The sequence below is a fragment of the Colwellia psychrerythraea 34H genome, from assembly GCF_000012325.1.
GTDB lineage: Bacteria > Pseudomonadota > Gammaproteobacteria > Enterobacterales > Alteromonadaceae > Colwellia > Colwellia psychrerythraea_A.
Genome location: NC_003910.7, coordinates 770,458 through 792,821, shown reverse-complemented (window position 1 = coordinate 792,821; position 22,364 = coordinate 770,458). Strand labels below are relative to the sequence as shown.

Below are 22,364 nucleotides of genomic sequence, written 5' to 3'. Positions count from 1 at the left end.
AGTGTGTATTGAGTAACAATTCATTAAGTATTATTGGTAATAGACCATTAATTGATCTTAATCTCTTGATGTTCTTGCCAGCTTGACGTGTCTGAAATAATAATTTCATCGCCAAGCATCAAACCATCAATAATTTGAATTTTATTCACAGAACTTTGACCTAAACCAACAGAATATTTACTCGCAAATTGCTGATCTTGGCTCAGTTTATACAGGCCAACTTTAGTATGTCTTGGCGCATAAACAGGACGTTTTACATATAAAGCATTTTCAATATTGCTAATGGCAATTAAGCCATCAACTGTTAATTCAGGACGAGCTTCTGCTGGTAGATCACCGATTAACTTAACATCAACTAACACCATGCCAGATTTTACCGCTGGGTCGATACGCGTCACTTCACCAATAATCTCAGTGGTGCGAGTATCAATAGTCACCAATTGGCCTAGGGCAATATCTCTTACTCTAACCTCTTGCACTTGTAGTTCTGCAAACAAAGTATTTTGATCAGCCACTAAAGCAACACTATCTCCCACTTGAGCACGTTCACCGAGCTCTAATGATACTTGTTGAACAACACCAGATGTAGATGATCTCACTTGCAGCGCTGCGACTTGCTCTTGCACCCGCTGATAATTATTTTCAACTAAACCAATACGGGCTTGTTGAGCAATTTTTGTTGCCGCCATATTCGCTTTCATTTTTTCAGTTTTTTGTTGCTGAGCGCGCCAATATTGCATTTGCTGCTTAACGGTTAATTGGCTTCTTTGGTATTCAAGCGCAGAAACTGTCGCATTACCTTGTGCTAATAATGCAGTCTCTGCATCAAGTTTTAGTTTCGCTGATTGATAGCTGTATTCTGCGGACAATACTGAATTTTCTAAATCAACCATCTGAGATTCTAGCATCACAAAAGCAACATGACTTTCAGCTTTTTTTGCTTCGAGTTCCCAACGCGCCTTTTCTAAATTACGATGTAGTTCAGGGTTAGATAATTGTACAAGCACATCACCTTTATTGACTTTTGCGCCTGCTTTAACAAGAACTTGCTCTGCTCTACCTGAAACTTGTGAAGATACCCAACGAATATTAAGTGGTTTTAAAACACCTGTTGCACGTACATTCACTCGAAAATCACCCTGCTCTACCTTGGCAGTAACAACAGCGCTTCGTTCAATAAAGTAAGAGGCGTTACCTAAAACATTTCTTAATGAATAAGTGCCGATGAGTAAAATAAATACTGGTAAAACAAACCAATATTTTTTCCAAAGTGGTTTTTGAACGGCTTCTCTCTGTATATCCATGATTCATCTTATATTCGTAAATGAGATGATTAGTTATTACAAGTCTTGTGCCACAGTAGAGGTAAGATATAATACTTTGATTTTAATGTATTTTATTTTAATTTTATTATTTTAACATGAAGAGGTGTGCCAATTTCGGCACAGTTTTAATTGTAGTAAGTCGCAATTGTGATACATGACTACTTGAGATTTATACCCGTCACAATTAAAAGTGCAGGATTTCAGTGGGAATTAAAACCACTTTAAGCAAAGAAAATAATTTAAGCATAGTCAGTACAATAGGGCTGTGAAAACAAAAAACCCATAATGACAGTTAGCCCAGACAAAAATTTTCTGGGCTAATTGAATTTAAAAACCTCTAAAAAAGATGCGTTTCAAACTATATTTATTTAACATTCTTTCCATTAATTCAACATCAGAAAGACGATCATCTAACGCCTGAATTTGTTGTGAGTGTTTATCGAGTTGTCTGTCTTGTGATCGATCTAATCCACCACTGGCAATAAAACTACGGATCTGTTTTAACTCTCCTTTATCTAACCAAATGCCACAACTAATGCAGGAGTCAATAATCACCCCAGAGATAGCTTTAAAGTTTTTTCGGGACATTAATTTATCGCAACAAGCGCAAGGTAAATACCCTTCAGCTTTTGGCGTTGGTTTCCTAAGAAAATTTGGCTCCGAATTATCATCACGGTAAACGTCAAATTCACTGGTTAATACTTTGAATTTATCTGGCTCTAACCATAAACCTTCACAGCTTGTGCACTTGTCTAATTGATAATGATTAAACTGAAAAACCACTAAAGGTTCTTTACATCGAGGACATTGACGGTTTTCATTCTCTATTTCTTGTTTCATTGAACCACCACACATAGGGCAAATACGACATGTGCCTTTTACTATGTGTTGGCAGTGAATACAGTGCGAATTTGACATATAAATCCATTATAAAATACTTACTATGGAATTTATTGTAATTGAGTAACAGGCTAAAGTAATTACTTTCAGTCATGCAATAGGTATATAGAAGCTCCCCCTCATGCGTTGGTAAATAAAAAGAGTACTTATTTTGAATAATAATTACTCTTTTATTACTCTATAATCGATGACTTACTTATTTTCTTGTAACCATCCTTTTGTATCAGTAATATCAGCGCCACCAAATGACAATGATAATAAGTTAGCTGCAACCAATTGCCCTCCAGTAAAGCTGTGCTGCTGATATTCTAATTTAGGTGCAGCAATCGCATCGGAGATGACCTGGCACTTATAACCTTTATTGACCGCACTTCGACAAAGTGTTTGCACGCACGCTTGTGCCATTGCACCGACTATGACTAAGTTATCTATACCTAACTCAACCAATGTTTGTTCCAATGTTGTCTCAATAAAACTGTCTATTTGATGCTTTATAATGACAGGTTCATTTGCAGTAGGTTTAACACTTGATTCAATTTCAGCGCCTACTGTATTTGCACTGAAAAAGGCGGCATTAGTCTCTTCAAATAAATGCTGCATATGAATAACAGGCAGTTCTTTTTGTCTAAAGTGTGCTAATAATTGACTGGCTTGTTTGGCTGCAGAATCAGTATTATCAAGCTCAAAACGACCCCCACTAAAATAATCATTTTGTAGATCAACCAAGACTAAAGCCGTTCTTTTATCGTCAACAGGTTTTGTATGCTGTGCTAAAACAGTAAAGTCGTCTTCTTCAAGGTACCACTGACCGTCTTCTGCCAGAGTCCACAACTCTTTACTAATAAAACCACTGGCAATATTCATGCGCCAATTCGCTGAAAGTACTGCTTGTCGGTCATTTAATACTTTGATCTCAATGTTTCGATAAACTAAGTCACTTGGGTTACTCTTGGCAAACTCGAGCCAAAAATCAGCAATTGCCTCTATTGAAGTGAATTTTCCGAAGGGATGAACTTGCATCGTTGCACTGGGTAAATATCGGTTAATACATGTTTGGACATTCCCTTGATTAAAATCAGAGATCCACTGAGCGCTAGCTTGCATAACGTAATTTCTAATAGTGTTTAATGTTGTTTGATTCATTTTTTATCTCTTAGTTATTTCAGAAGCATCATTTTATTGTTATTCTAAAGAATGATAATTAGCCAAAAGATGAAAACAATGTTCAATAAAAGTGAACAGAAGCGTTTAGCTTACCAAATGTTAGTATTTGATGAAGTGCTTAAACAAGGCTCATTTACAGAAGCGGCTCATAGCCTAGGGCATACTAAGTCAGCAATTAGTCAGTATGTCAGTCAACTTGAACGAGCCTTAGGAGTTCGTTTGCTCAATAGGAGTACCCGTACTTTAAATTTGACGCCAACAGGACAGTTAGTTGCCAAACGTAGTGAGCAATTACTTGAGTTATTAACCGTCACTTTAGATGAAATACAAGAGAGTGCTATCGCACCAGCGGGCCGTATTGCAATAACGGCTCCACATGCTTTTGAGGCGTCTTTAGTCACACCAATCATTACAGAGTTATGTGATGAATACCCCAAACTTACACCTGAGCTTACTTTTACCGATGAACGTTTAGATATACTTAAACATCAGCTTGATCTGGCCATTTCAGTGGGACCACAAAAAGATAGTTCGTATCATGCGATACTGATTGGGGAATTAGAAAGTGTGTTAGTTGCATCGCCAAAATATTTGGCTAAACATACAGGCATTAATGAGCAAAATTTATCACTACAAAATTTAATTATGCTGCCATGGCAACATAATTTTTCTCTGACTAAAAATGATAATAACGCGATTACTTTTAGTAGCTTGAAATATCTGAAAATGAATACCTCAACCAGCGCTATCAATAGTGCAATAACAGGTGCGGGTATCTGTTTAATTCCGTCAGTTTTTATTAAAAGTGAACTACAATCAGGTGCTTTGCAACGCGTACTACCTGATTATTTGGGTGAGCCAAGAAATGTCTATGCGGTGCATTCTTATCAGCAACAGTTACCGTTAGTCCTACGGTTATTTATCAATAAATTAAAAGCTAAGTTCTTGCAAGAACAATGAATGTTCTATCCCTGTTAATCCATCACAGCGCTTTGAATTGAAATAGCTCTCGCACTCTGAAACATTCATCTTGATTGGTAACGGATATAACATATAAGACGGGTTTTAAGGATTGTGTTAATCGCGCAAAAAAGCTAAACATTCCGAATTATTACCACGAAAAATAACTCTGTCGGACTTGAGTCCTAATTGATATTGATACATAGGATCATAGTATTCGCTGAGTAATGGTTTTAACCAATCCAAGTGATACTGTGGTTGACCCTTGTTCTGCTGAGTTAAGGCCGTACTCTGTATTTCCTTTAGTTGCCCATAACGCTGGGTACCAAGGCGTTTTCGTACCTTGAATAAGCCATGCTCCAAATACTCGCTAAAGGCGGTAAAACCTTGTTCAACGCCATAAGCAGCTTGGTATTGGGCTGTCATTTTTATGATGTATTCTTGATATATCTGCTCAAGTCGATACTCTAAGCTTTCTTCAATCACCACGAGTGGTGCTAATGTCATAGCGTTACGTAAACTTTCAGGTAAATGAACGCTTCCAATTAATCTGCCTTCATCTTCTAAGACCAACCTTTGCTCTAAAGAAAAATCACCCCTGATGTATTGTTCAGCCAGTTTATTTTCAAAGTTTATTTGATTTGATTGCGGTGTAACAAAGCTGCCAAAACTCGAACCTCTATGTCCCGCGGCTCCTTCTAAATCTAAACTGTTTGCACAATGGGCCAGAAAAGGCGTTTTTCCACTACCGGTATTACCGGCTAAAATAGTTAAAGGGTGTAACGCTAGTTGCTCAAGTTCGTTCAATAAAAACTGACGCAGTGCTTTATATCCCCCTGTAATGAGTGGATAGTTAATTCCTGATTCCTTTAACCAGCGTTGTACCGTTTGTGAACGTAAACCGCCACGAAAACAATATAAATAACCTTGTGGATTTTCTCGTGCAAAGGTTTGCCATTGTGTCAATCGCCTGGCTTTACTTTGTCCTGAAACTAGCGCATTACCCAACTTAATGGCAGCTTCTTGGCCATTTTGTTTATAACAAATACCAACGTCTGCTCGTTCATCATTGTTCATTAAGGGGTAATTAATGGACAGGTCAAAAGCCCCCTTGCCAAACTCAACGGGGGCACGTACATCCATTAACGGGATCTTATTTCGAATGATAGTGCGAAAATCAGCACTATCGGCGCGCTCTGTTGCTGAGGTGATTTTTCCAGAGGTATTTATGCTCATGACAACAAACTCACTGTAGGCGAAGTTGCCGCCACGAGTTCACCAATAGGTTGTAGATTAAGACCATTCTCTTGGCATAACGCTTCAAAAGCTTCTTTGCCTTGTGGTTTCACTGCCACAAGTAAACCACCACTGGTTTGAGGGTCACACAAAAGTATTTTTTGTTTGGGGCTTAACGGCCCAACATGCTCGCCATAGCTGATAAAGTTTCTCTCACAACCACCAGGTACGCAACCTTGATCAATGTAATCATTGACGAAATCAAGACGCGGTACTTGCTCAAAATCAATAACTGCAGCAACCCCACTGCCCTGACACATTTCTAAAAGGTGTCCTAATAGTGCAAAACCGGTTACATCGGTCATAGCAGTAACTACCTCTAGTTCTGCAAACTTCTGTCCAATGACATTTAGGGTCTTCATCGCTTGTGGTGCTAGTTGCGCATGTTCAGGTAACAATTTCCCTTGTTTTTCAGCCGTGGTCATAATGCCAATACCTAATGGCTTGGTTAAGTACAGAAGATCGCCAACCTCTGCAGTATTATTTCGCTTAATGTGCGCATTATTAATTAGTCCCGTAACCGCTAAACCAAAGATAGGCTCTGGCGCATCAATGGAATGACCGCCTGCTAACGGGATACCCGCTTCAGCACAGATAGCTCTAGCGCCATCAAGTACTTGTTGGGCAATTTCAGGTGCTAAAAGATTGACTGGCCAGCCCAAAATAGCTATCGCCATGATCGGTTTTCCGCCCATGGCATAAATATCGCTGATGGCATTACAGGCAGCAATTTTACCAAAGTCAGTTGGGTCATCAACAATGGGCATAAAGAAATCAGTGGTTGAAATCACACCTTGATCATTACCAATATCGAAAACGGCCGCATCGTCTTTAGTACTATTACCCACTAAAAGTGCGTCATTCACGGGTAAAGCAAGTGATGACTTTAGCATCACATCAAGTACCGATGGAGAAATTTTACAGCCACAGCCTGCGCCGTGTGAGTATTGAGTCAAGCGAATTGATGTCATGGTGATTCGTATAAGAGAGTAAGCAAGTGACTAATTTACAGCAATACCTTCCCTGTTACACCCGTCGATTAATATATAATTGTTGGTGTTAGGGTAAAACTGAAAATAATAATCTTAACTTAGCTGATCCCATGAGCAGTTTTAATTTGAGGAACCTTGAAAAATTTAAAAACCACCGTATAAATACAATGCTAATGGTATGAATAAAATGGATAGTACGGTACTTAAAAACACCGATAAGCTCGCTTTCTCTGGTTTAGCATTTAATAAGACAGCAAGTGATACGGTATTGCCTGCAAGTGGTACAATTGAAAACAGAATCAGTACCTTGTATAAATCTTCGTTAAGTAATTGAATAAATGTTTTATCTAGGTAAATAAGCGCCAAAATTGAAGCCGGCCAAAAAATGAATTTGATGATAAAAGATATTTTGATAAATTTAACATCCAAGTCTTCACTTTTGTTAAAACCATGAAGCCCCATCCCCAACATCATCATTCCTAGAATCCCATAGGAGCTCTTAAATTGATCAGAGTAAAATGTTAACTCTTCTGGAAGCTTTATTCCCATGATGTTCAATGTAATTCCTACAATAAAAGCATGCAGAATTGGCAGTTTAATTATCTTAACAAGACTTTGTTTAGCGGTGAAATTGCCCTTTGCAGTGACATAAAATCCTGTAGTATTTTCATATAAAAGAGAAGCTAACACCGTAAATATATATATATTCGCTAAAGCTGTATCGAAAAAGATCAGAGCAAGCGGTATTCCAAAGTAACCAGTGTTTCCCGTTCCACTTGAAAAAGCTAAAATATTCCCTGTTGGGTCATTCCAATTTTTTCCAAAAATGAACAAAGTAGCGAAGGCAATGATAGAACCGAAGATGTATAAAAAAATGGGTAAAAAGGCAACACTGGCATTAATTTCTACACTCATTGTTGCAGACAATACAACAATAGGTCCTATGATATAAATAAGAAGAGCAGCAACACTATGTCTTTGAACATCCAAATATTTTGTCGCAAAAAAGCCTAAACCTACATTGATGTATAGTGGGAAAATTTTGACTAACAGTATTAAAAATATATTCACATTATCCTTCACATCGCAGATTTAAAAAATAAAAAACAATAACACAAACTAGATATACCTTTATCGCATATTTTTAAATTAGTTTTTAATAATTTTTCCGACTCTAGTTATCGCTCAATAATCCGACAGCTATGAAAAAGCATTACAAGGAGAGCCGGCCCATTTACCTTCAACAATCTTATTAGCCAAATTACATGTATTAAGAGGAGAAGGAGATGCGGCCGTTGATTATATAGGAGAAGCAATAACACTTGGCGCTGGCGTAAGCCTTACAATGCTAAGACTCGCAAAAACTACCTACTACAAAGGTATCAGTTAAGGCTATAACCTTAACTGATACCAATTTAACTGCACAAAATAAATTTGAGCTCATTTTATTCCAGACATCAGCCCTACAAAGAGTCGATTATTTCGACCACTGTAAAGAGTATTGGTTAACTGATGGTAATAAGTGCGCAATAGACATTACATATTTAGCTTTTAATCGACCAAGAGTCGAAGCTTCATTTTTAAGAGCAACTAACCCACCTGTTGGATCATAGACAGCATTCGTTTGGTAATAGAATGTTGACAAAGCACCCTGTAAATAAAGAGCTGCAGGTCTAACGCTTTCATTACGAATCTGAACAAGATCGCGTACTAAATTATCAACCGTTATCTTACTTAGACTTGATATAGGCCGTGCTGACAGTGCAAGTATTGAATTAATCAATACAACTCTATCACTCGCAATATCAGGGAATGCATTAGCATTCATTCGTGATGTTGCTTGCCCAAAGAAGCCTTGCTTCAATAACTTATCGATCTCATCAAGTGTTGTATCATGATTAAACTTAAAGTTACCCGAAACTAAGGCACTATCAATCCGTTTGGCAACATCCATAAAATCAGTCGGTGAGTCGCAGTAACCCGCATCCAGCCACTGCGTTCGGGCTAATAAATAAGTAAACTCATCATGAGTGGTTGTTTCCATCCAACAATCATCTAATTTAACGGGAATAATAACCGCAGAAGAACTTTGTGCTAAAACGACTTCTTTAGCCACCTCACTGGATCCCGCAATATTATTTACTTTATCCCCTATTGAATTGGCGCTTGTCATCAGTACAAAAACATCAATATCTTTTAACGCCGTGGCAATATCTTTTGCGTAATAACCACCGGGTAATATAGCGTCTTGATCAAACCAAACATCATAAGAAAGTTGCTCTAAAGCCTCTTTCAATAGCTTTACCGCAGGTCTATCAGATGAGCTATAGCTGATAAATACTTTGCTCATTAACTTTCCTTTTTGTGTTGCTGTAATTGATTGCGAATATTCTTAATCGCTTCATCAGCTTTATTACTTGTTTGACTAGAATCTAATTCAAATAAGCTTGTTTTCGCTTCGGCTATACGACCATCAACAACTCTTAACTCATCTTCTTTTTCTTCATCAGATAAGTCGTCATCAGCTTCAATGCTTATACGTTCATCTTCTAATTTTTGCATCAACATTTCAGGGCTGATCGTTTCAACATCTTTAGTCTGTTGGTGTATTTTTGACAAACTTTCTTCATTTAAAATAGTTAAGCGAATCTTCTCTCCACTAGCAACTGATAAAACAATTTCAGTTGCTGAGATGTCTTTACTTTTATCTTCCCAGAAATCATCACGATCCACTTCTTTTTTCGCAATATTGGTAACGTCTTTGTAATAAAAGGCATTTGCTTCCTTACCGACTGCTTTATTAGTTATAAAATCGTAATAAGTAGTGAACACATCAATTTTATCTTTTGTTAAGAAAGTGTACTGAATAAATTGCACAGCACTTACTAGCGTACCGCCTTTGATCGGCCAGAATGAATATTCATTTTCAAAAACAAGTTTACTCGCAACTTGTGAGCGTCTTTCTTTGTCTTGAATTAAACTAAATGTTGGTAAAATAATTGGTTCTTGATCTTTATAAATAATATCGTCTTTATCTAACCCACATTCATTCATCGCCAATTCTTGAATTTTACCACTGATTAATTCATCAATATGGGCTTGAATGAATTGTCCTTGATACAGATCTCTACTACCTTCCTGTAATACAGGTATTTGACTTGTTAATTTTTTTCGATAGCTCTTAATATTCTCAATCAGTTGATAATATCCTGGTAACAACACATTTAGCACGGCTAAATTGTTGCTTTCACGGTTAGCATTTTTATTATGCTTTCGTGATTTAGACCAAAATAACAACCAAAAAACAGACAATAATACCGCAGGTATGTAGACAAGGAATTCCGGTTTTTGTTGAGCAATACTCAATAAATCTCTGTTCTCTGACACCATAGATTCAAGTAAGCCTGGTTGTTGTAATAAAAACCAACCCGCTCCTGCAGCAGTAGATGCTAAGACAATGAAAACCCAGGCCATGGCACCAAAAGTACCTCTTTTGGATATATAACGAGTTTTTCTTGTATCTCCCTCTTCAATCAAGGTTAAGAGTACTTTCTCTTTAGTGCGAGCGGTTTTAATTACTGATTTTAGTGCCGTTTTAATTTTTTCAAATATAGGTCGGCTAAAGAAATTCCAAACTTTTTGTTCAGTCGCATTATCTTCAAAATCTAAGGATTGTTTTTCTAACTCATCGTGGGCACGAAATAAGCTTTTTTTCGAGGCAAGTAGATTTCTAGCGTGCTGAAAGTAGCTAACATCTGGATTATTACTTATAAACTGCTCAGTTTCTCGAAGTCCTTTTGCTAATTGATCAAATAAGTCGACAACACCTTTATTGTTTTGATGTTCACTTTGTAAAGTGCCGTTTTCATCGAACAATGAAATAATCGAATCACTTCGCTTAATTAGTAGTTGCTTCGATTCAAGTTCACAATATGCTCCGAACACAGGAAAGGAGAAAGAAAATGTTTTAATTAATTTCCCTTCACCTGTCCATAGACTTGGCTTAGTATTTTCTGTCCAGATTAGCCAGTTGCCCGATGATAGTTGATGAGCTGATTGCAGTTGCTTTTTTTGACCTTCGAGCTGTACTAATTGTTCACCTGAAAATTTCCAAATACTCACAGAGTTATTTTCTTTGATTGCCACGATATCGTGATAGAGAAAAAACTTAACTTGTTCTAATGATTCAAGTGAGGTTTCTATTTCACTAAGCATCTTCCCATTTTTAGTATTCCAAAAGCGAAGAAAACCATCCGTACTAGCAGAAACCAAGTTACCGTCATCAAGTTCAATCAAGCCGAGAACTCGTTCGTCGTGGCCGATCAATGTTTTCAGATGAGGTCCCTGATTTAAGGATATTTGCAAACTATTTTCTAAGCCTATGCTCACAAAACAGCCTTCATTTTTAGGATGTTTTAGTGGTAGTACACCAATTATGGATTCAAGGTGGCGGGTATACGTTTTTTGTTCATCTTCATCATCACAGTAAATAGTAAAGCTTGAATCTACACCCCACTCTAATCTATATTTATTATCTAAACGTTCTTCCCTCACAATCTCTTTAGCAATTTCATCATCAGTCAGTGTTTGATAAAAGCTTACTTTTTCTGTTGTCATAATTAGTTTTCCTTACTACTTAATTCAAATTTTTATCTTTCTTTCAAGTCGCTAGCCATTTCTGAACGTGTCCAAGTGACGTGTTCAAATACAGCTTCTTTAGCTAACTCAAGTAACATTTTCTTACTGCTTTTGTCCGGTGTTTCTTCAAACAGTGTTGTCGCACGCTCGTATAAAGTTTTGAGACTGCTATAACCTAAAGTAGTGGACTCATATCCTGCAATTTCACTCCATAGCACAACGATACCCGCTAGCATCAATCCATATTGCACTATGTACATTAGTGCGCCGTTAAATGAACTGAAAAAATCAAAACCGACAACATAAAATAGACTCAAATTCATCAATAAAATAAGACCAAACACCACTGCAGTATAAAAACTAAAGGATGCAATTTTACTGCATAAATGAGCAGCGTATCGTGGCCGTTTATATAATAGTTCACTGACTGAATTGGCAGATAATACAAGTCTACTGTCTAAAAACTTCACTTGTTCATCTAGCCAAATACTTTTAATAGACTCAGGACTACTTTGATAGTTTTTGTCCCACCACTGGATTTCTGTAAGTTGAATAACATGATTTAACAAGGGTAAATTTTCACGATAACGCCTTGGAATTAATGGCTCTGCAGTCGGCGCTACATCAGCGAGATTTAGAAACTCTCTAATTCGAATTGTTTCAGCGACCCCTCTAGCTAATTGATATTGCCATTTAGGATTATTTTTTCTCACATATTTAATAAGTAACCCACTACCTAACATAGCGAGTAAAACAACAATAAGTATGTACACACCGCTCAGTTCGTTGATGTAGTTACCCGCAAGCTCATAAGCAATAAAACCTGGGGTGATGATGCTAAAAAACGCTTTAACTATATTTCTATATTTAGATTGATTAGCAATAGCAATGGCATCAGATTTTTCAAAAATGGCATTAGTACTACTCAATCCATCACTTTGAATGTTCGATTTAACAGGATGATTTTGCGCTATTTGGTTATAAAACGTCATTTCATCGAGCATTAACTGAAACTCATGCACTATGAGATCATTTAGTATATTTTTACCCTTCGTTTGCCCTACTGAAGAATAAAGTTTACCAATGCCAACTTCTATTGACGTAAATTCGGTTAATTCCGTCAGCTTCGACGAGTCTGTCTTTCGAGGCACAAGGATATGGTGCACAACACCGCTAACTTGACCGTCAAAATCAGAGGCTGGCAATAGATTTTTATCAACAATAATATTATCTGGCCAAGAAGGTGTATTACCAAGTTTGTATTGCACTGCATCGGCACTGCCACCGGCACCTTTACTTTGGTGTCCATCCCATAAAGCCAATAAAGCATTACAATATTTAGCAACAAAAAGACTTTGATTCAAATATAAAGCGTTACGCAGCGCTCCAAATTCATTGTCATTAATTGCAATTTCAAACTCTCTAGATGAAAGTGGGTTTTTTAACTCAAAAAGCTTATTATCACTTTTTGTTATGCGCTCGAGTATATTGGTATAGGTCGATAACGCATCTGAATTAACGAAGTCTTTTCTAAACGCTGATTCTGGCATAGGCAAACAAGCAAGTAATAGTATATTTTCACCCTCACTTTGCAGTGCTAATACTGTTTCTGCTACAAGTAAATCGGCACCTTCTGCTAAACCCGTTAATAACCAAAGAGGAGTATTAGCGCCAATTTTTTTTTGCCAAAAAGAGAGTGCCTGTCTTATTTGACCTTTAAGCACTTCAGGTGAGTTTTCAGTAGATGTGAATAAATCACGATGCCCAGTTACTCCTAAAATAAATGGAATATTACCCGTACAGTCCGTTCGCATATAATAAACTTAATTCTTTGTTATTAATAAATAAAACCCCAAAAACACTTATAACATACTTGATTTTATTTTCCAATAAATGAATATGTCACTGTTGATTATTATGATTTACAAGTGAAATAAGACTAATTAGTTGAATGGGAATTGAGTATATTAACGAAATATATCATCTGAGGATAACAACATATCTAAATAAATTTTTATGATTTTACTGTTTTAATAAGCGGTTAACTTTAGCTCTCTATTCGTTAATTTCACTCATTACCCCCTTTTAACGAATTCACTTCTACCTTCAACCATAAAGAATCGAATAATAGATAAGATAGTAATGAAAAAATATTTGAGTTTTTATGCACTGATGAGGATGTTATAGAAGAAATCCACTAATAACTTACCATTAATAAATGACAAACTATTAGTGATTTCATTTTAAATGTGCGTTACTTTTCCTCATAATTATTAATTCATTATAAGTCACAGTAACGATAAAGTGAGATCGTTCTAACGCTTACTCGATTGACTTAAAATCACTTTATACTGGCATTAGGGATAAAACCACTACCAATACTTAGTAAGTTAATGGTTCTCTCCTAAGCAAATTTTATTTGCACTACTTACCTATACCACAAACTTTGCTGCCAGACTTTCAAGCGTATTAGCAATCTCTACTTGCTCACTAGCTGCCAGAGATACATCTTGTGCTCCCGATGTTATTTCAGAAGACTTCTTATCTATATCATTAACATTTTTATTGATATCTTCCGTGACGCTAACTTGTTCTTCTGCTGCAGTAGCAATTTGTTCGATCATCAGGTTTATATCCGATACTGCCGTTACGATACTTGTCAGTGATAATTCAATTTGATGAGCACCATCAATACTTTCATCCGCACGTTTTTGGGTACCAGCCACCATAGTATTTGCATTGCTGGCTTCGCTTTGCAATTGATTGATAATTTCTTCAATTTCAATAGTGGAGTCTTGAGTACGTTGAGCTAAGGTCCTAACTTCATCTGCCACTACGGCAAAGCCTCGCCCTTGCTCTCCTGCCCTTGCTGCTTCTATTGCTGCATTTAGGGCAAGTAAGTTAGTTTGATCCGCAATACCTTTTATAACATCAATAACATTTGATATATTTGACGTTGTAGAGTGCAGTCCTGATATAAGCGTGCCTATTTCCGACACTTCTGTCGCTAAATTATTGATTGCTTCTAATGAGTTGCCTACAACAGTTTGGCTCTCTATTGCTTGAGTATTTACTTGATGCGTTGATGACATCGCCTCATTGGCATTACGAGAGACTTCTTGTACCGTTGCTGACATTTCCTCTATTGCAGTAGCAACTTGAGCGGTTTCATCACGCTGCTGTTGTAAACTATCTACGTTATTATTCACAATGACAGATGATTGTTGTGCCGAAGCGGCGAGAGAAATGCTACTACTTTTTATTTCGGTGATGGCATTAGAAAAGGTGCTAAGTGTTTTATTTAAGCCTTTGGCAATGTTACCCAATTCATCCGTACTAAAAACACCTGCCTGTACCGTTAAGTCATTATGTTCAGTGACTTTTTCCATCGTTACTGAAATCTCATTCAATTGCTTAATTAAATTTGTCAAAATAACGTAGACAATAAAAATAGTCATAATGAACGTTATTATAATAATAATTAAATTAATACTGACTCCTCTACTTGCTTCATGAAGCAGTTTATCTATGTCAGTAATGAACTCATCAGCAACGAGATTCTCAATATCTTTTAGTAAATTAATTCGTCCTGTCGCGCTTTTAAACCATACACTCGCATCAATATTGAAAGGACCAGCTTGACCAACCGATACTGCCACGTTTCTCATTCTATTAACTTCAATTACAGCATTACTATTTAAGCTGTTTTTATAAGCGTTTATGGTATTAGATGATGCTTTAGCGCTGAATTGTTCTAAATAACTATCTTGTAAAGCCACTAAGCTAGTAAATTTTTGGAAAGCCGCTTGTGTGAACTTATCCATGGCAAAACCACCACTAGCAACAGCCCGCTCTATACCAGCCCGCTCTTTAGCTTCTAAAAGAACATAATACCCAATGGCGTTACTGACTGTTTCTGTTGGACTAATCGTTGAAAAGAACTCTGCTAAGCTAAGCATTTCATGGTTTTGAGTTGTGTAGTAACCAATAGCATCATTGAGTGAAATTGAGAGTTCATCAGAACGAGCTCTAATCCTGTCTAATTTTAACAAACCATTTTTAACCGTTAAGATAATATTATTTACTTTGTCATTCTCAGATGAGAAAACTTTTAACTTTGCATTTAAGAGTGTGTGAGCTTTATCGGTAAGTTTTCGTTGTTCTTTTAACTCGTAAGAAAAATTTTCACCTTTACTACCTAGATAAACAGCAGTGGCACCACGCTCTTTTTGTAACTCATGAACAAGTGCATTATTAGCAACTGTTAGCGTAATCAAGTCATGAATTTCTTCAAGCTGCCCTTGTTTTGAAGTTAAGGAATTTAAATTGTTTAAACTAAAATACAGTGTGGCTAAGAGGGGTATCAACACAAGTAAAATTAATTTTTGTTTAAACACTAAATTATTAAGTAAATTCATATGGATCCTTATTAAGATTTTGCAAAAATTTAAACAACAAAGAAATAAGCGATCCCTTCCCACTCTTCAATGGTTAAATTTCCAACATTAATAAAATATTGTTTGGTTCTAGTATAAACACTTTCGCTGAAAGGTACTGATTAATTAGGTAAAACTTTAGTCTACACCTAACCAGCGATTGTTGAGATAGTGCATCAAACGTTACCGAGCATCACCTTTTCTATTGTAATACATTAATAAAAAATTTATAAAAAAATCCCACCGTGATGCACACGGTAGGATTTTTATAGGATGCTATTTTAAAAGTATAGCGGTAGTCGCTAATTGCTTAAGGTAAGTAGCTCTTACCCATTAAGTAACTGTCTACTTCACGCGCACAACGACGACCTTCATCAATTGCCCAAACAATCAAGCTTTGACCACGGCGACCATCACCAGCAGCGAACACGCCTTGTTTGCTTGTAGCAAACTTATCGTATTCTGCAGCTATGTTAGAACGATTATCTTGCTCAAGGCCAAACTGCTCAACTAACCCACCTTCAGGACCCATAAAGCCCATTGCGATGAGTACGATATCGGCTGGAATAGCTTTTTCACTGCCAGCAACTTCCTGCGGGAACATTTGACCTTTGTCATTGCGTTCCCAAGTAATATCAACCGTATGAACCGCTTTAACATTACCTTGCACATCACTTTCAATTTTCTTAGTCATCACCAAATACTGACGAGGATCTTGACCTTGAATCTCAATAGCTTCCTTTTGACCGTAATCAACTAACAAACGTTTTGGCCATTGTGGCCAAGGGTTGTTATTCTCTTCACGTTTTTCTGGTGGACGCGGCATGATTTCGAGTTGTAAAGCATTTGTACACTGATGACGTAATGAAGTGCCGATACAATCGGTACCAGTATCACCACCACCAATAACGACCACATTTTTGCCTTGGGCATTAATGTACTGGCCATCTTTATGTTCGCTATCGAGTAAACTTTTAGTATTCGCTTTCAAGAAGTCCATGGCAAAATGAACACCATTAAGTTCTCGACCTTCAACAGGTAAGTCACGTGGCACCGTGGCGCCAATACATAACACTATCGCATCAAAGTCGCTTTCAAGTTTCTCAACACTAACGTCTTTACCTACTTCGGTATTAGTAACAAATACAATGCCTTCTTCCGCTAAAATATCAACGCGACGTTGTACTAATTCCTTTTGCAGCTTCATATTTGGAATACCGTACATTAACAAACCACCGATACGATCGGCACGTTCATAGACAGTAACCATATGGCCAGCTTTATTAAGCTGTGCTGCAGCAGCAAGACCAGCAGGTCCAGAACCTATGACAGCAACGTTTTTACCTGTACGTGCTGATGGTGGTTGAGCGACTACCCAACCTTCCTTAAAGGCATGATCAATAATTTCTTTTTCATGTAACTTAATAGCCACAGGATCAGCATTGATACCTAGTACACAAGCGCCTTCACAAGGTGCTGGGCACACACGCCCAGTGAACTCAGGGAAGTTATTGGTTTTATGCAATAGCTCTATCGCATCTTTCCAACGGCCTCGGTAAATCAAGTCATTCCATTCAGGAATAACATTGTTAACCGGACAACCCGCCACGGCAGGCGCAAACTCTGATTTTGCCGACTGACAAAATGGTACGCCACAGTCCATACAGCGAGAAGCTTGTTTTTCTACAGCTTTTAGTGGTATTTCTTCATAGACTTCAAGCCAATCAGATAAACGTTCACCTGCTTTGCGTTCAGTTGGCAAGGCACGACCTACGTTGATAAATCCTGTTGGATTTCCCATAATATATTCTCCTTGGCAGCTTAAGCTTTAGCGCTAGCTAGTTTATTTAAATGGATATCGAATGCTTGAACGGCAATGTCATATTCTGACTCGAACTTACCGCTTTCGCGCACGTCATTCATATAACCTTGCATTCGCTTATAATCAACTGGCATGACTTTAACAAAACGTTTCACGTTATTGTCCCAATCATTAAGTAATTCATTAGCGACATCTGAGCCTGTTGCGGCAAAATGTTCTGCAATTAATGCTTTTAACTCAAGGCTTTCTGCATCGGTATCAACTGTTTCTAATGAAACCATTTCCATGTTGCATTTAGGTGCAAAGTCTTTGTTATCATCAAGTACATAAGCAACACCGCCAGACATACCCGCGGCAAAGTTACGACCTGTTGCGCCTAAGATTACTGCTTTACCACCGGTCATGTATTCACAACCGTGATCACCAACCCCTTCAACAACTGCCGTAGCACCTGAGTTACGAACACAGAAGCGCTCGCCAGCAATACCTCGTATAAAGGCACTACCTGAGGTTGCGCCAAAGAAGGCAACATTACCAATTAGAATGTTTTCACTTGCTATAAACTTAGCTTGCTTGCTTGGGTATACTACCAAGTTTGCGCCAGACAGCCCTTTACCAAAGTAATCATTGGCATCGCCTTCCAGTTCAAAATGCAAACCTTTGGCTGAGAAACAACCAAAACTTTGACCCGCAGAGCCGTTAAACTTAACCTTGATAGTATTTTCTGGTAAGCCTTCAGCTTGATACTTCTTCGAGATTTCATTAGAAATCATCGCACCAATCGTTCTATCTGTATTGATAACATCATATTCAAGAGAAACGCTTTGCTGACTATCAAGAGCCACTTGCGCATCTTTTATCATCTTGCGATCAATAATATCGTCAATTAAATGCTTCTGATTGATTGATTGATAAAGCGTTTCACTCTCGTGAGATTCTTCTTTGTGCAATAACGGCGTTAAATCAAGTCCTTGGTATTTCCAATGATCAACATTTTCAAGCTGTTTAAGACACTGAGTCTGACCAACCATTTCTTCAATGGTTTTAAAACCTAGTTCAGCCATGATTTCACGTAAACCTTCAGCCATCATGGTAAAGAAGTTAACTAAAATATCAGCACGACCAGTAAACTTATCTCGTAAACCTTTGTCTTGTGTCGCAATGCCAACCGGACAAGTATTTAAATGACACTTACGCATCATGATACAACCTTCAACCACTAGAGCTGTTGTTGCCATACCGTATTCTTCTGCACCAAGTAATGTTGCAATAGCTAAATCGCGTGGTGTTTTAAGTTGACCATCCGTTTGTACAGTAATACGGCTACGTAAGTGATTACGTACCAAGGTTTGATGGGTTTCAGCCAAACCAAGTTCCCACGGTAAACCCGTATGTTTAATTGAACTCAATGGTGAAGCACCAGTGCCGCCATCGTGACCTGCAATAAGTACTACATCCGCATAGGCTTTCGCTACGCCTGATGCGATAGTACCTACGCCAGCTTCTGATACTAATTTAACGTTAACACGCGCTTCACGGTTAGCATTTTTAAGATCAAAAATTAGCTGTGATAAATCTTCGATAGAATAAATATCATGATGTGGAGGTGGTGAAATCAAACCAACACCTGGTGTTGAACCACGCGTTTTACCAATCCAAGCATCAACTTTGTCGCCAGGTAACTGACCACCTTCGCCCGGTTTTGCGCCCTGCGCCATCTTAATTTGTAATTCGTCTGCATTAGTTAGGTAATGACTGGTAACGCCGAAACGACCAGAAGCTACTTGCTTGATGCGCGAATTCATTGAATCGCCATTTTCTAACGGTGTATAACGAATAGGATCTTCACCACCCTCACCGCTGTTACTCTTACCGCCAATACGGTTCATAGCAATAGCTAAGGTAGTGTGTGCTTCCCATGAGATAGAACCAAATGACATAGCACCTGAAGCAAAACGTTTGAAAATATTTTCAATCGGTTCAACTTCACTTAATGGAATTGAAGGACGATCGCTATTCAGTTCAAGTAAGCCACGTAAGGTAAAGGCTTCTTTACTTTGATCATCAACTGTTTTGGCGTATTGCTTAAATTGATTGGTATCGTTACTTGCCGTTGAATGCTGCAGTAAACGAATAACCGTTGGGCTAAATAGATGACGTTCGCCATCATTACGCCATGAATATTCACCACCTGTTGGCAATAAGTTTTCAACAGCAATACGGCTCGCTTCAGGGAAACCTTCACGATGACGTAATAACGCTTCTTGGGCGATTTGATCTAAGCTTAATCCTTGGATTCGACTAACCGTACCAGTAAAGTACTCATCTATAACATCAGAGTTGATACCTAATGCTTCAAAAACTTGCGCACCTAAGTATGATTGTAACGTTGAAATACCCATTTTAGAGAAAGTTTTCAATAAACCACTGCCTACTGCTGCTGTGTACTTAGCAACAATTTCTTCATCAGTTAACTTGCTGTCAAGTACGCCTTCATCACGTAAGCCATACATACTTTCTAGCGCTAAGTAAGGGTTTACCGCTGCCGCGCCATAACCAATAACGGTAGCAAAATGATGAGTTTCACGGATGTCTCCTGATTCTAAAATAATATCAGCGCCAGAACGTAATTTTTCGCGAATTAAGTAATGATGAACAGCTGCTGTTGCTAATACTGATGGAATAGCAACATGGTCACTATCAACTTCACGATCACTTAAAATTAGGATTTCATAACCATCTTCAACGGCACTTTTTGCGTTAAAACATACACGGTCAAGCGCCTTTTTAAGTGCGCCAGCTTCACCGCTAGCTTTAAAGGTAATAGCAATGGTTTTTGATTGCAGATGATTATTATCAATATACTGTAACTTGCGTAATTGATCGATTGTTAATACCGGCTGTTCAATTTCAACTTTGTGGCAATGCTCTGGTGTCTCATCGAGTAAGTTAAACGACTTACCAATATAACCACGCAATGACATAACCAACTCTTCACGAATCGGATCGATTGGTGGGTTAGTTACTTGAGCAAATAATTGCTTAAAGTAATGAGACAATTGTTGTGGGCGGCTAGACAATACCGCTAAAGGCGTATCTGTACCCATAGCGCCTAATGGCTCTTTAGATGTACCAACCATACCCGCAAGCACTAAATTAAGATCTTCGCTAGTATAACCAAAGGCTTTTTGCATTTTACGCAGTTCTGCCAGTGGCGGTTGAGCAATAGACGCTATTGGAACTGGTAATTTATCTAATTCAACTTTGTTATCTGCTAGCCACTTACCGTAAGGCTGAGCTGAGCTGACTTGTGCTTTTACTTCATCATCACTGATGATACGACCTTGCTTTAAATCAGCAATGAATATTTTACCTGGCTGTAAACGGCCTTTTTCAACGACGGTTGACTGATCAACACACAAGGTGCCTGTTTCAGAGCCCATCACTAAAGTACCATCTTCAGTTAACAAGTAACGTGAAGGACGTAAACCGTTGCGATCAAGTGTCGCGCCGATAACATTACCATCACTAAACGATAATGAAGCTGGGCCATCCCATGGTTCCATGATGCAGGCATAATACTCATAGAATGCGTGTTTAGTTGCATCCATATCAGTTTGTGTTTGCCATGCTTCTGGCACCATCATCATCATAACTTGGGCTAACGAACGTCCACTTAACACCAATAACTCAATCGCCATATCAAGGTTGGCTGAATCAGAGTTATCGTTATTACAAATAGGGTTTAACATTTTCAATTCAGCATCGCTAAAATTAACTGAGCTAAACAATGCTTCACGAGCATTCATCCAGTTAATATTACCGCGCACTGTGTTAATTTCGCCATTATGGGCGATATAACGGAACGGCTGAGCACGACGCCAAGCTGGAAAAGTATTCGTTGAGAAACGAGAGTGGAACATCGCCATACCAGAGATAGTACGCTCGTCTTGAAGGTCAAGATAATATTGGCGAACTTGCTGCGTGGTAAATTGTCCTTTATAGACAATTTTGGTTGATGACATTGAGGTAACATAAAACTCATCACGTTCTGTGATACCGCTAGCATTAATCTTATGCGAGGTGTATTTACGCAAAACAAATAACTTACGCTCAAATTCTTGAGCCGTTAATGCTGCAGGTTTGGCAATGAATACCTGCTCAATGTTCGGTTCGCTATCAAATGAAGCCGCACCTAACATAGAGTTATCACCCGGGACATCACGATAACCTAATAAGGTTAAGCCCAGTTCAGTAATATTTTGGTTTAGAATTTCTCTACACGCTTCGCTTTGCGCTTTATCGCGCGGAAAGAAGATCATGCCAACGCCGTAATTTCCGGCATCTGGTAAGCTAAAGCCTAATTTTTCGGTTTCTTGGCTTAAAAAATCGTGTGGGATTTGAATAAGAATACCGGCACCGTCACCACTTTTGACGTCAAAACCAGTACCACCACGATGCTCCATACAACTCAACATGGTGAGTGCATTTTCAATAATATCGTGAGTTTTTTTACCCTTTAGGTTGGCGACAAAGCCAATACCACAACTATCATGTTCAAACTCGGCGCGATAAAGGCCTTGGGATTTTTTGCTCATATCATTCATTGCTTATTCCTATTTCATCAAACTATTTCTATTAGCTTCTTTTGCTTTCTAATTAAGCTGCTTGCTAATTAAGCTATATATTCTTTATGTTCAAAATGTGCGCTGCTGATCCTTCAGAATATTACTTAGAATTTCTTGAACATCGAACGTCAGACTTCTACCGAGTCTTTCTGAGACGAATGCAATTGTGAAAGTCATTATTAATTGCGGCCGGCAAAATTACC

Annotated in this window: 13 protein-coding genes; 1 reads left to right on the top strand and 12 read right to left on the bottom strand. The window is 38.0% G+C overall.

Features of this window, described 5'->3' with window-relative positions:
* Positions 1 to 47 precede the first annotated feature (47 nt).
* The 3 genes from CPS_RS03455 to CPS_RS22785 all read right to left on the bottom strand — a co-directional run bounded on the left by CPS_RS03455 (position 48) and on the right by CPS_RS22785 (position 3,368).
* Positions 48 to 1,304, bottom strand: coding sequence for an efflux RND transporter periplasmic adaptor subunit (locus CPS_RS03455; protein WP_011041623.1), 1,257 nt, complete (start codon positions 1,302 to 1,304; stop codon positions 48 to 50).
* A gap of 348 nt (positions 1,305 to 1,652) precedes the next feature.
* Positions 1,653 to 2,243 (bottom strand): zf-TFIIB domain-containing protein, encoded by a 591-nt coding sequence (locus CPS_RS03450; RefSeq protein ID WP_011041622.1) that lies wholly within the window; start codon positions 2,241 to 2,243, stop codon positions 1,653 to 1,655.
* Positions 2,244 to 2,417: 174 nt separating this feature from the next.
* Entirely contained in the window at positions 2,418 to 3,368 is a 951-nt protein-coding gene (locus CPS_RS22785; RefSeq protein WP_011041620.1) for a cysteine hydrolase, read from the bottom strand.
* Between the two features lie 78 nt (positions 3,369 to 3,446).
* Here CPS_RS22785 and CPS_RS03440 point away from each other — a divergent pair, with 78 nt between their 5' ends.
* On the top strand, positions 3,447 to 4,349 hold the full coding sequence (locus tag CPS_RS03440) for a LysR family transcriptional regulator (protein ID WP_011041619.1): 903 nt from the start codon (positions 3,447 to 3,449) through the stop codon (positions 4,347 to 4,349).
* A 117-nt stretch (positions 4,350 to 4,466) separates the two neighbouring features.
* Here CPS_RS03440 and mnmH read toward each other — a convergent pair whose 3' ends face one another.
* The 9 genes from mnmH to gltB all read right to left on the bottom strand — a co-directional run bounded on the left by mnmH (position 4,467) and on the right by gltB (position 22,140).
* Positions 4,467 to 5,585 carry a tRNA 2-selenouridine(34) synthase MnmH gene (gene mnmH / locus CPS_RS03435; protein WP_011041618.1) on the bottom strand — a complete coding sequence of 373 codons (1,119 nt, stop codon included), beginning with the start codon at positions 5,583 to 5,585 and terminating at the stop codon, positions 4,467 to 4,469.
* On the bottom strand, positions 5,582 to 6,616 hold the full coding sequence (gene selD, locus CPS_RS03430; protein ID WP_011041617.1) for a selenide, water dikinase SelD: 1,035 nt from the start codon (positions 6,614 to 6,616) through the stop codon (positions 5,582 to 5,584). Before selD ends, mnmH begins: the two co-directional genes overlap by 4 nt.
* A gap of 165 nt (positions 6,617 to 6,781) precedes the next feature.
* Complete coding sequence (locus CPS_RS03425; RefSeq protein WP_011041616.1) at positions 6,782 to 7,708, bottom strand: AEC family transporter; 927 nt, start codon at positions 7,706 to 7,708, stop codon at positions 6,782 to 6,784.
* 406 nt (positions 7,709 to 8,114) lie between these two features.
* On the bottom strand, positions 8,115 to 8,987 hold the full coding sequence (locus CPS_RS03420; protein WP_011041615.1) for a toll/interleukin-1 receptor domain-containing protein: 873 nt from the start codon (positions 8,985 to 8,987) through the stop codon (positions 8,115 to 8,117).
* Positions 8,987 to 11,254 (bottom strand): WD40 repeat domain-containing protein, encoded by a 2,268-nt coding sequence (locus CPS_RS03415; protein ID WP_011041614.1) that lies wholly within the window; start codon positions 11,252 to 11,254, stop codon positions 8,987 to 8,989. The genes CPS_RS03420 and CPS_RS03415 overlap by 1 nt, the downstream gene beginning before the upstream one ends.
* 32 nt (positions 11,255 to 11,286) lie before the next feature.
* Complete coding sequence (locus tag CPS_RS03410; protein ID WP_011041613.1) at positions 11,287 to 13,089, bottom strand: hypothetical protein; 1,803 nt, start codon at positions 13,087 to 13,089, stop codon at positions 11,287 to 11,289.
* Positions 13,090 to 13,707: 618 nt separating this feature from the next.
* Positions 13,708 to 15,693 (bottom strand): methyl-accepting chemotaxis protein, encoded by a 1,986-nt coding sequence (locus tag CPS_RS03405; protein WP_011041612.1) that lies wholly within the window; start codon positions 15,691 to 15,693, stop codon positions 13,708 to 13,710.
* 328 nt (positions 15,694 to 16,021) lie between these two features.
* Positions 16,022 to 17,512, bottom strand: coding sequence for a glutamate synthase subunit beta (locus CPS_RS03400; protein ID WP_011041611.1), 1,491 nt, complete (start codon positions 17,510 to 17,512; stop codon positions 16,022 to 16,024).
* Positions 17,513 to 17,532: 20 nt separating this feature from the next.
* The gene (gltB, locus tag CPS_RS03395) at positions 17,533 to 22,140 is read right to left on the bottom strand and encodes a glutamate synthase large subunit (protein ID WP_011041610.1); all 4,608 of its coding nucleotides are present in this window, start codon (positions 22,138 to 22,140) and stop codon (positions 17,533 to 17,535) included.
* Positions 22,141 to 22,364 lie beyond the last annotated feature (224 nt).

What these genes read in the sequence shown, in the direction of transcription:
- CPS_RS03455 (WP_011041623.1), bottom strand. Translation starts at nt 1,304, where the DNA reads ATGGATATACAGAGAGAAGCCGTTCAAAAACCACTTTGGAAAAAATAT.
- CPS_RS03450 (WP_011041622.1), bottom strand. Translation starts at nt 2,243, where the DNA reads ATGTCAAATTCGCACTGTATTCACTGCCAACACATAGTAAAAGGCACA.
- CPS_RS22785 (WP_011041620.1), bottom strand. Translation starts at nt 3,368, where the DNA reads ATGAATCAAACAACATTAAACACTATTAGAAATTACGTTATGCAAGCT.
- CPS_RS03440 (WP_011041619.1), top strand. Translation starts at nt 3,447, where the DNA reads ATGTTCAATAAAAGTGAACAGAAGCGTTTAGCTTACCAAATGTTAGTA.
- mnmH (WP_011041618.1), bottom strand. Translation starts at nt 5,585, where the DNA reads ATGAGCATAAATACCTCTGGAAAAATCACCTCAGCAACAGAGCGCGCC.
- selD (WP_011041617.1), bottom strand. Translation starts at nt 6,616, where the DNA reads ATGACATCAATTCGCTTGACTCAATACTCACACGGCGCAGGCTGTGGC.
- CPS_RS03420 (WP_011041615.1), bottom strand. Translation starts at nt 8,987, where the DNA reads ATGAGCAAAGTATTTATCAGCTATAGCTCATCTGATAGACCTGCGGTA.
- CPS_RS03415 (WP_011041614.1), bottom strand. Translation starts at nt 11,254, where the DNA reads ATGACAACAGAAAAAGTAAGCTTTTATCAAACACTGACTGATGATGAA.
- CPS_RS03410 (WP_011041613.1), bottom strand. Translation starts at nt 13,089, where the DNA reads ATGCGAACGGACTGTACGGGTAATATTCCATTTATTTTAGGAGTAACT.
- CPS_RS03405 (WP_011041612.1), bottom strand. Translation starts at nt 15,693, where the DNA reads ATGAATTTACTTAATAATTTAGTGTTTAAACAAAAATTAATTTTACTT.
- CPS_RS03400 (WP_011041611.1), bottom strand. Translation starts at nt 17,512, where the DNA reads ATGGGAAATCCAACAGGATTTATCAACGTAGGTCGTGCCTTGCCAACT.
- gltB (WP_011041610.1), bottom strand. Translation starts at nt 22,140, where the DNA reads ATGAATGATATGAGCAAAAAATCCCAAGGCCTTTATCGCGCCGAGTTT.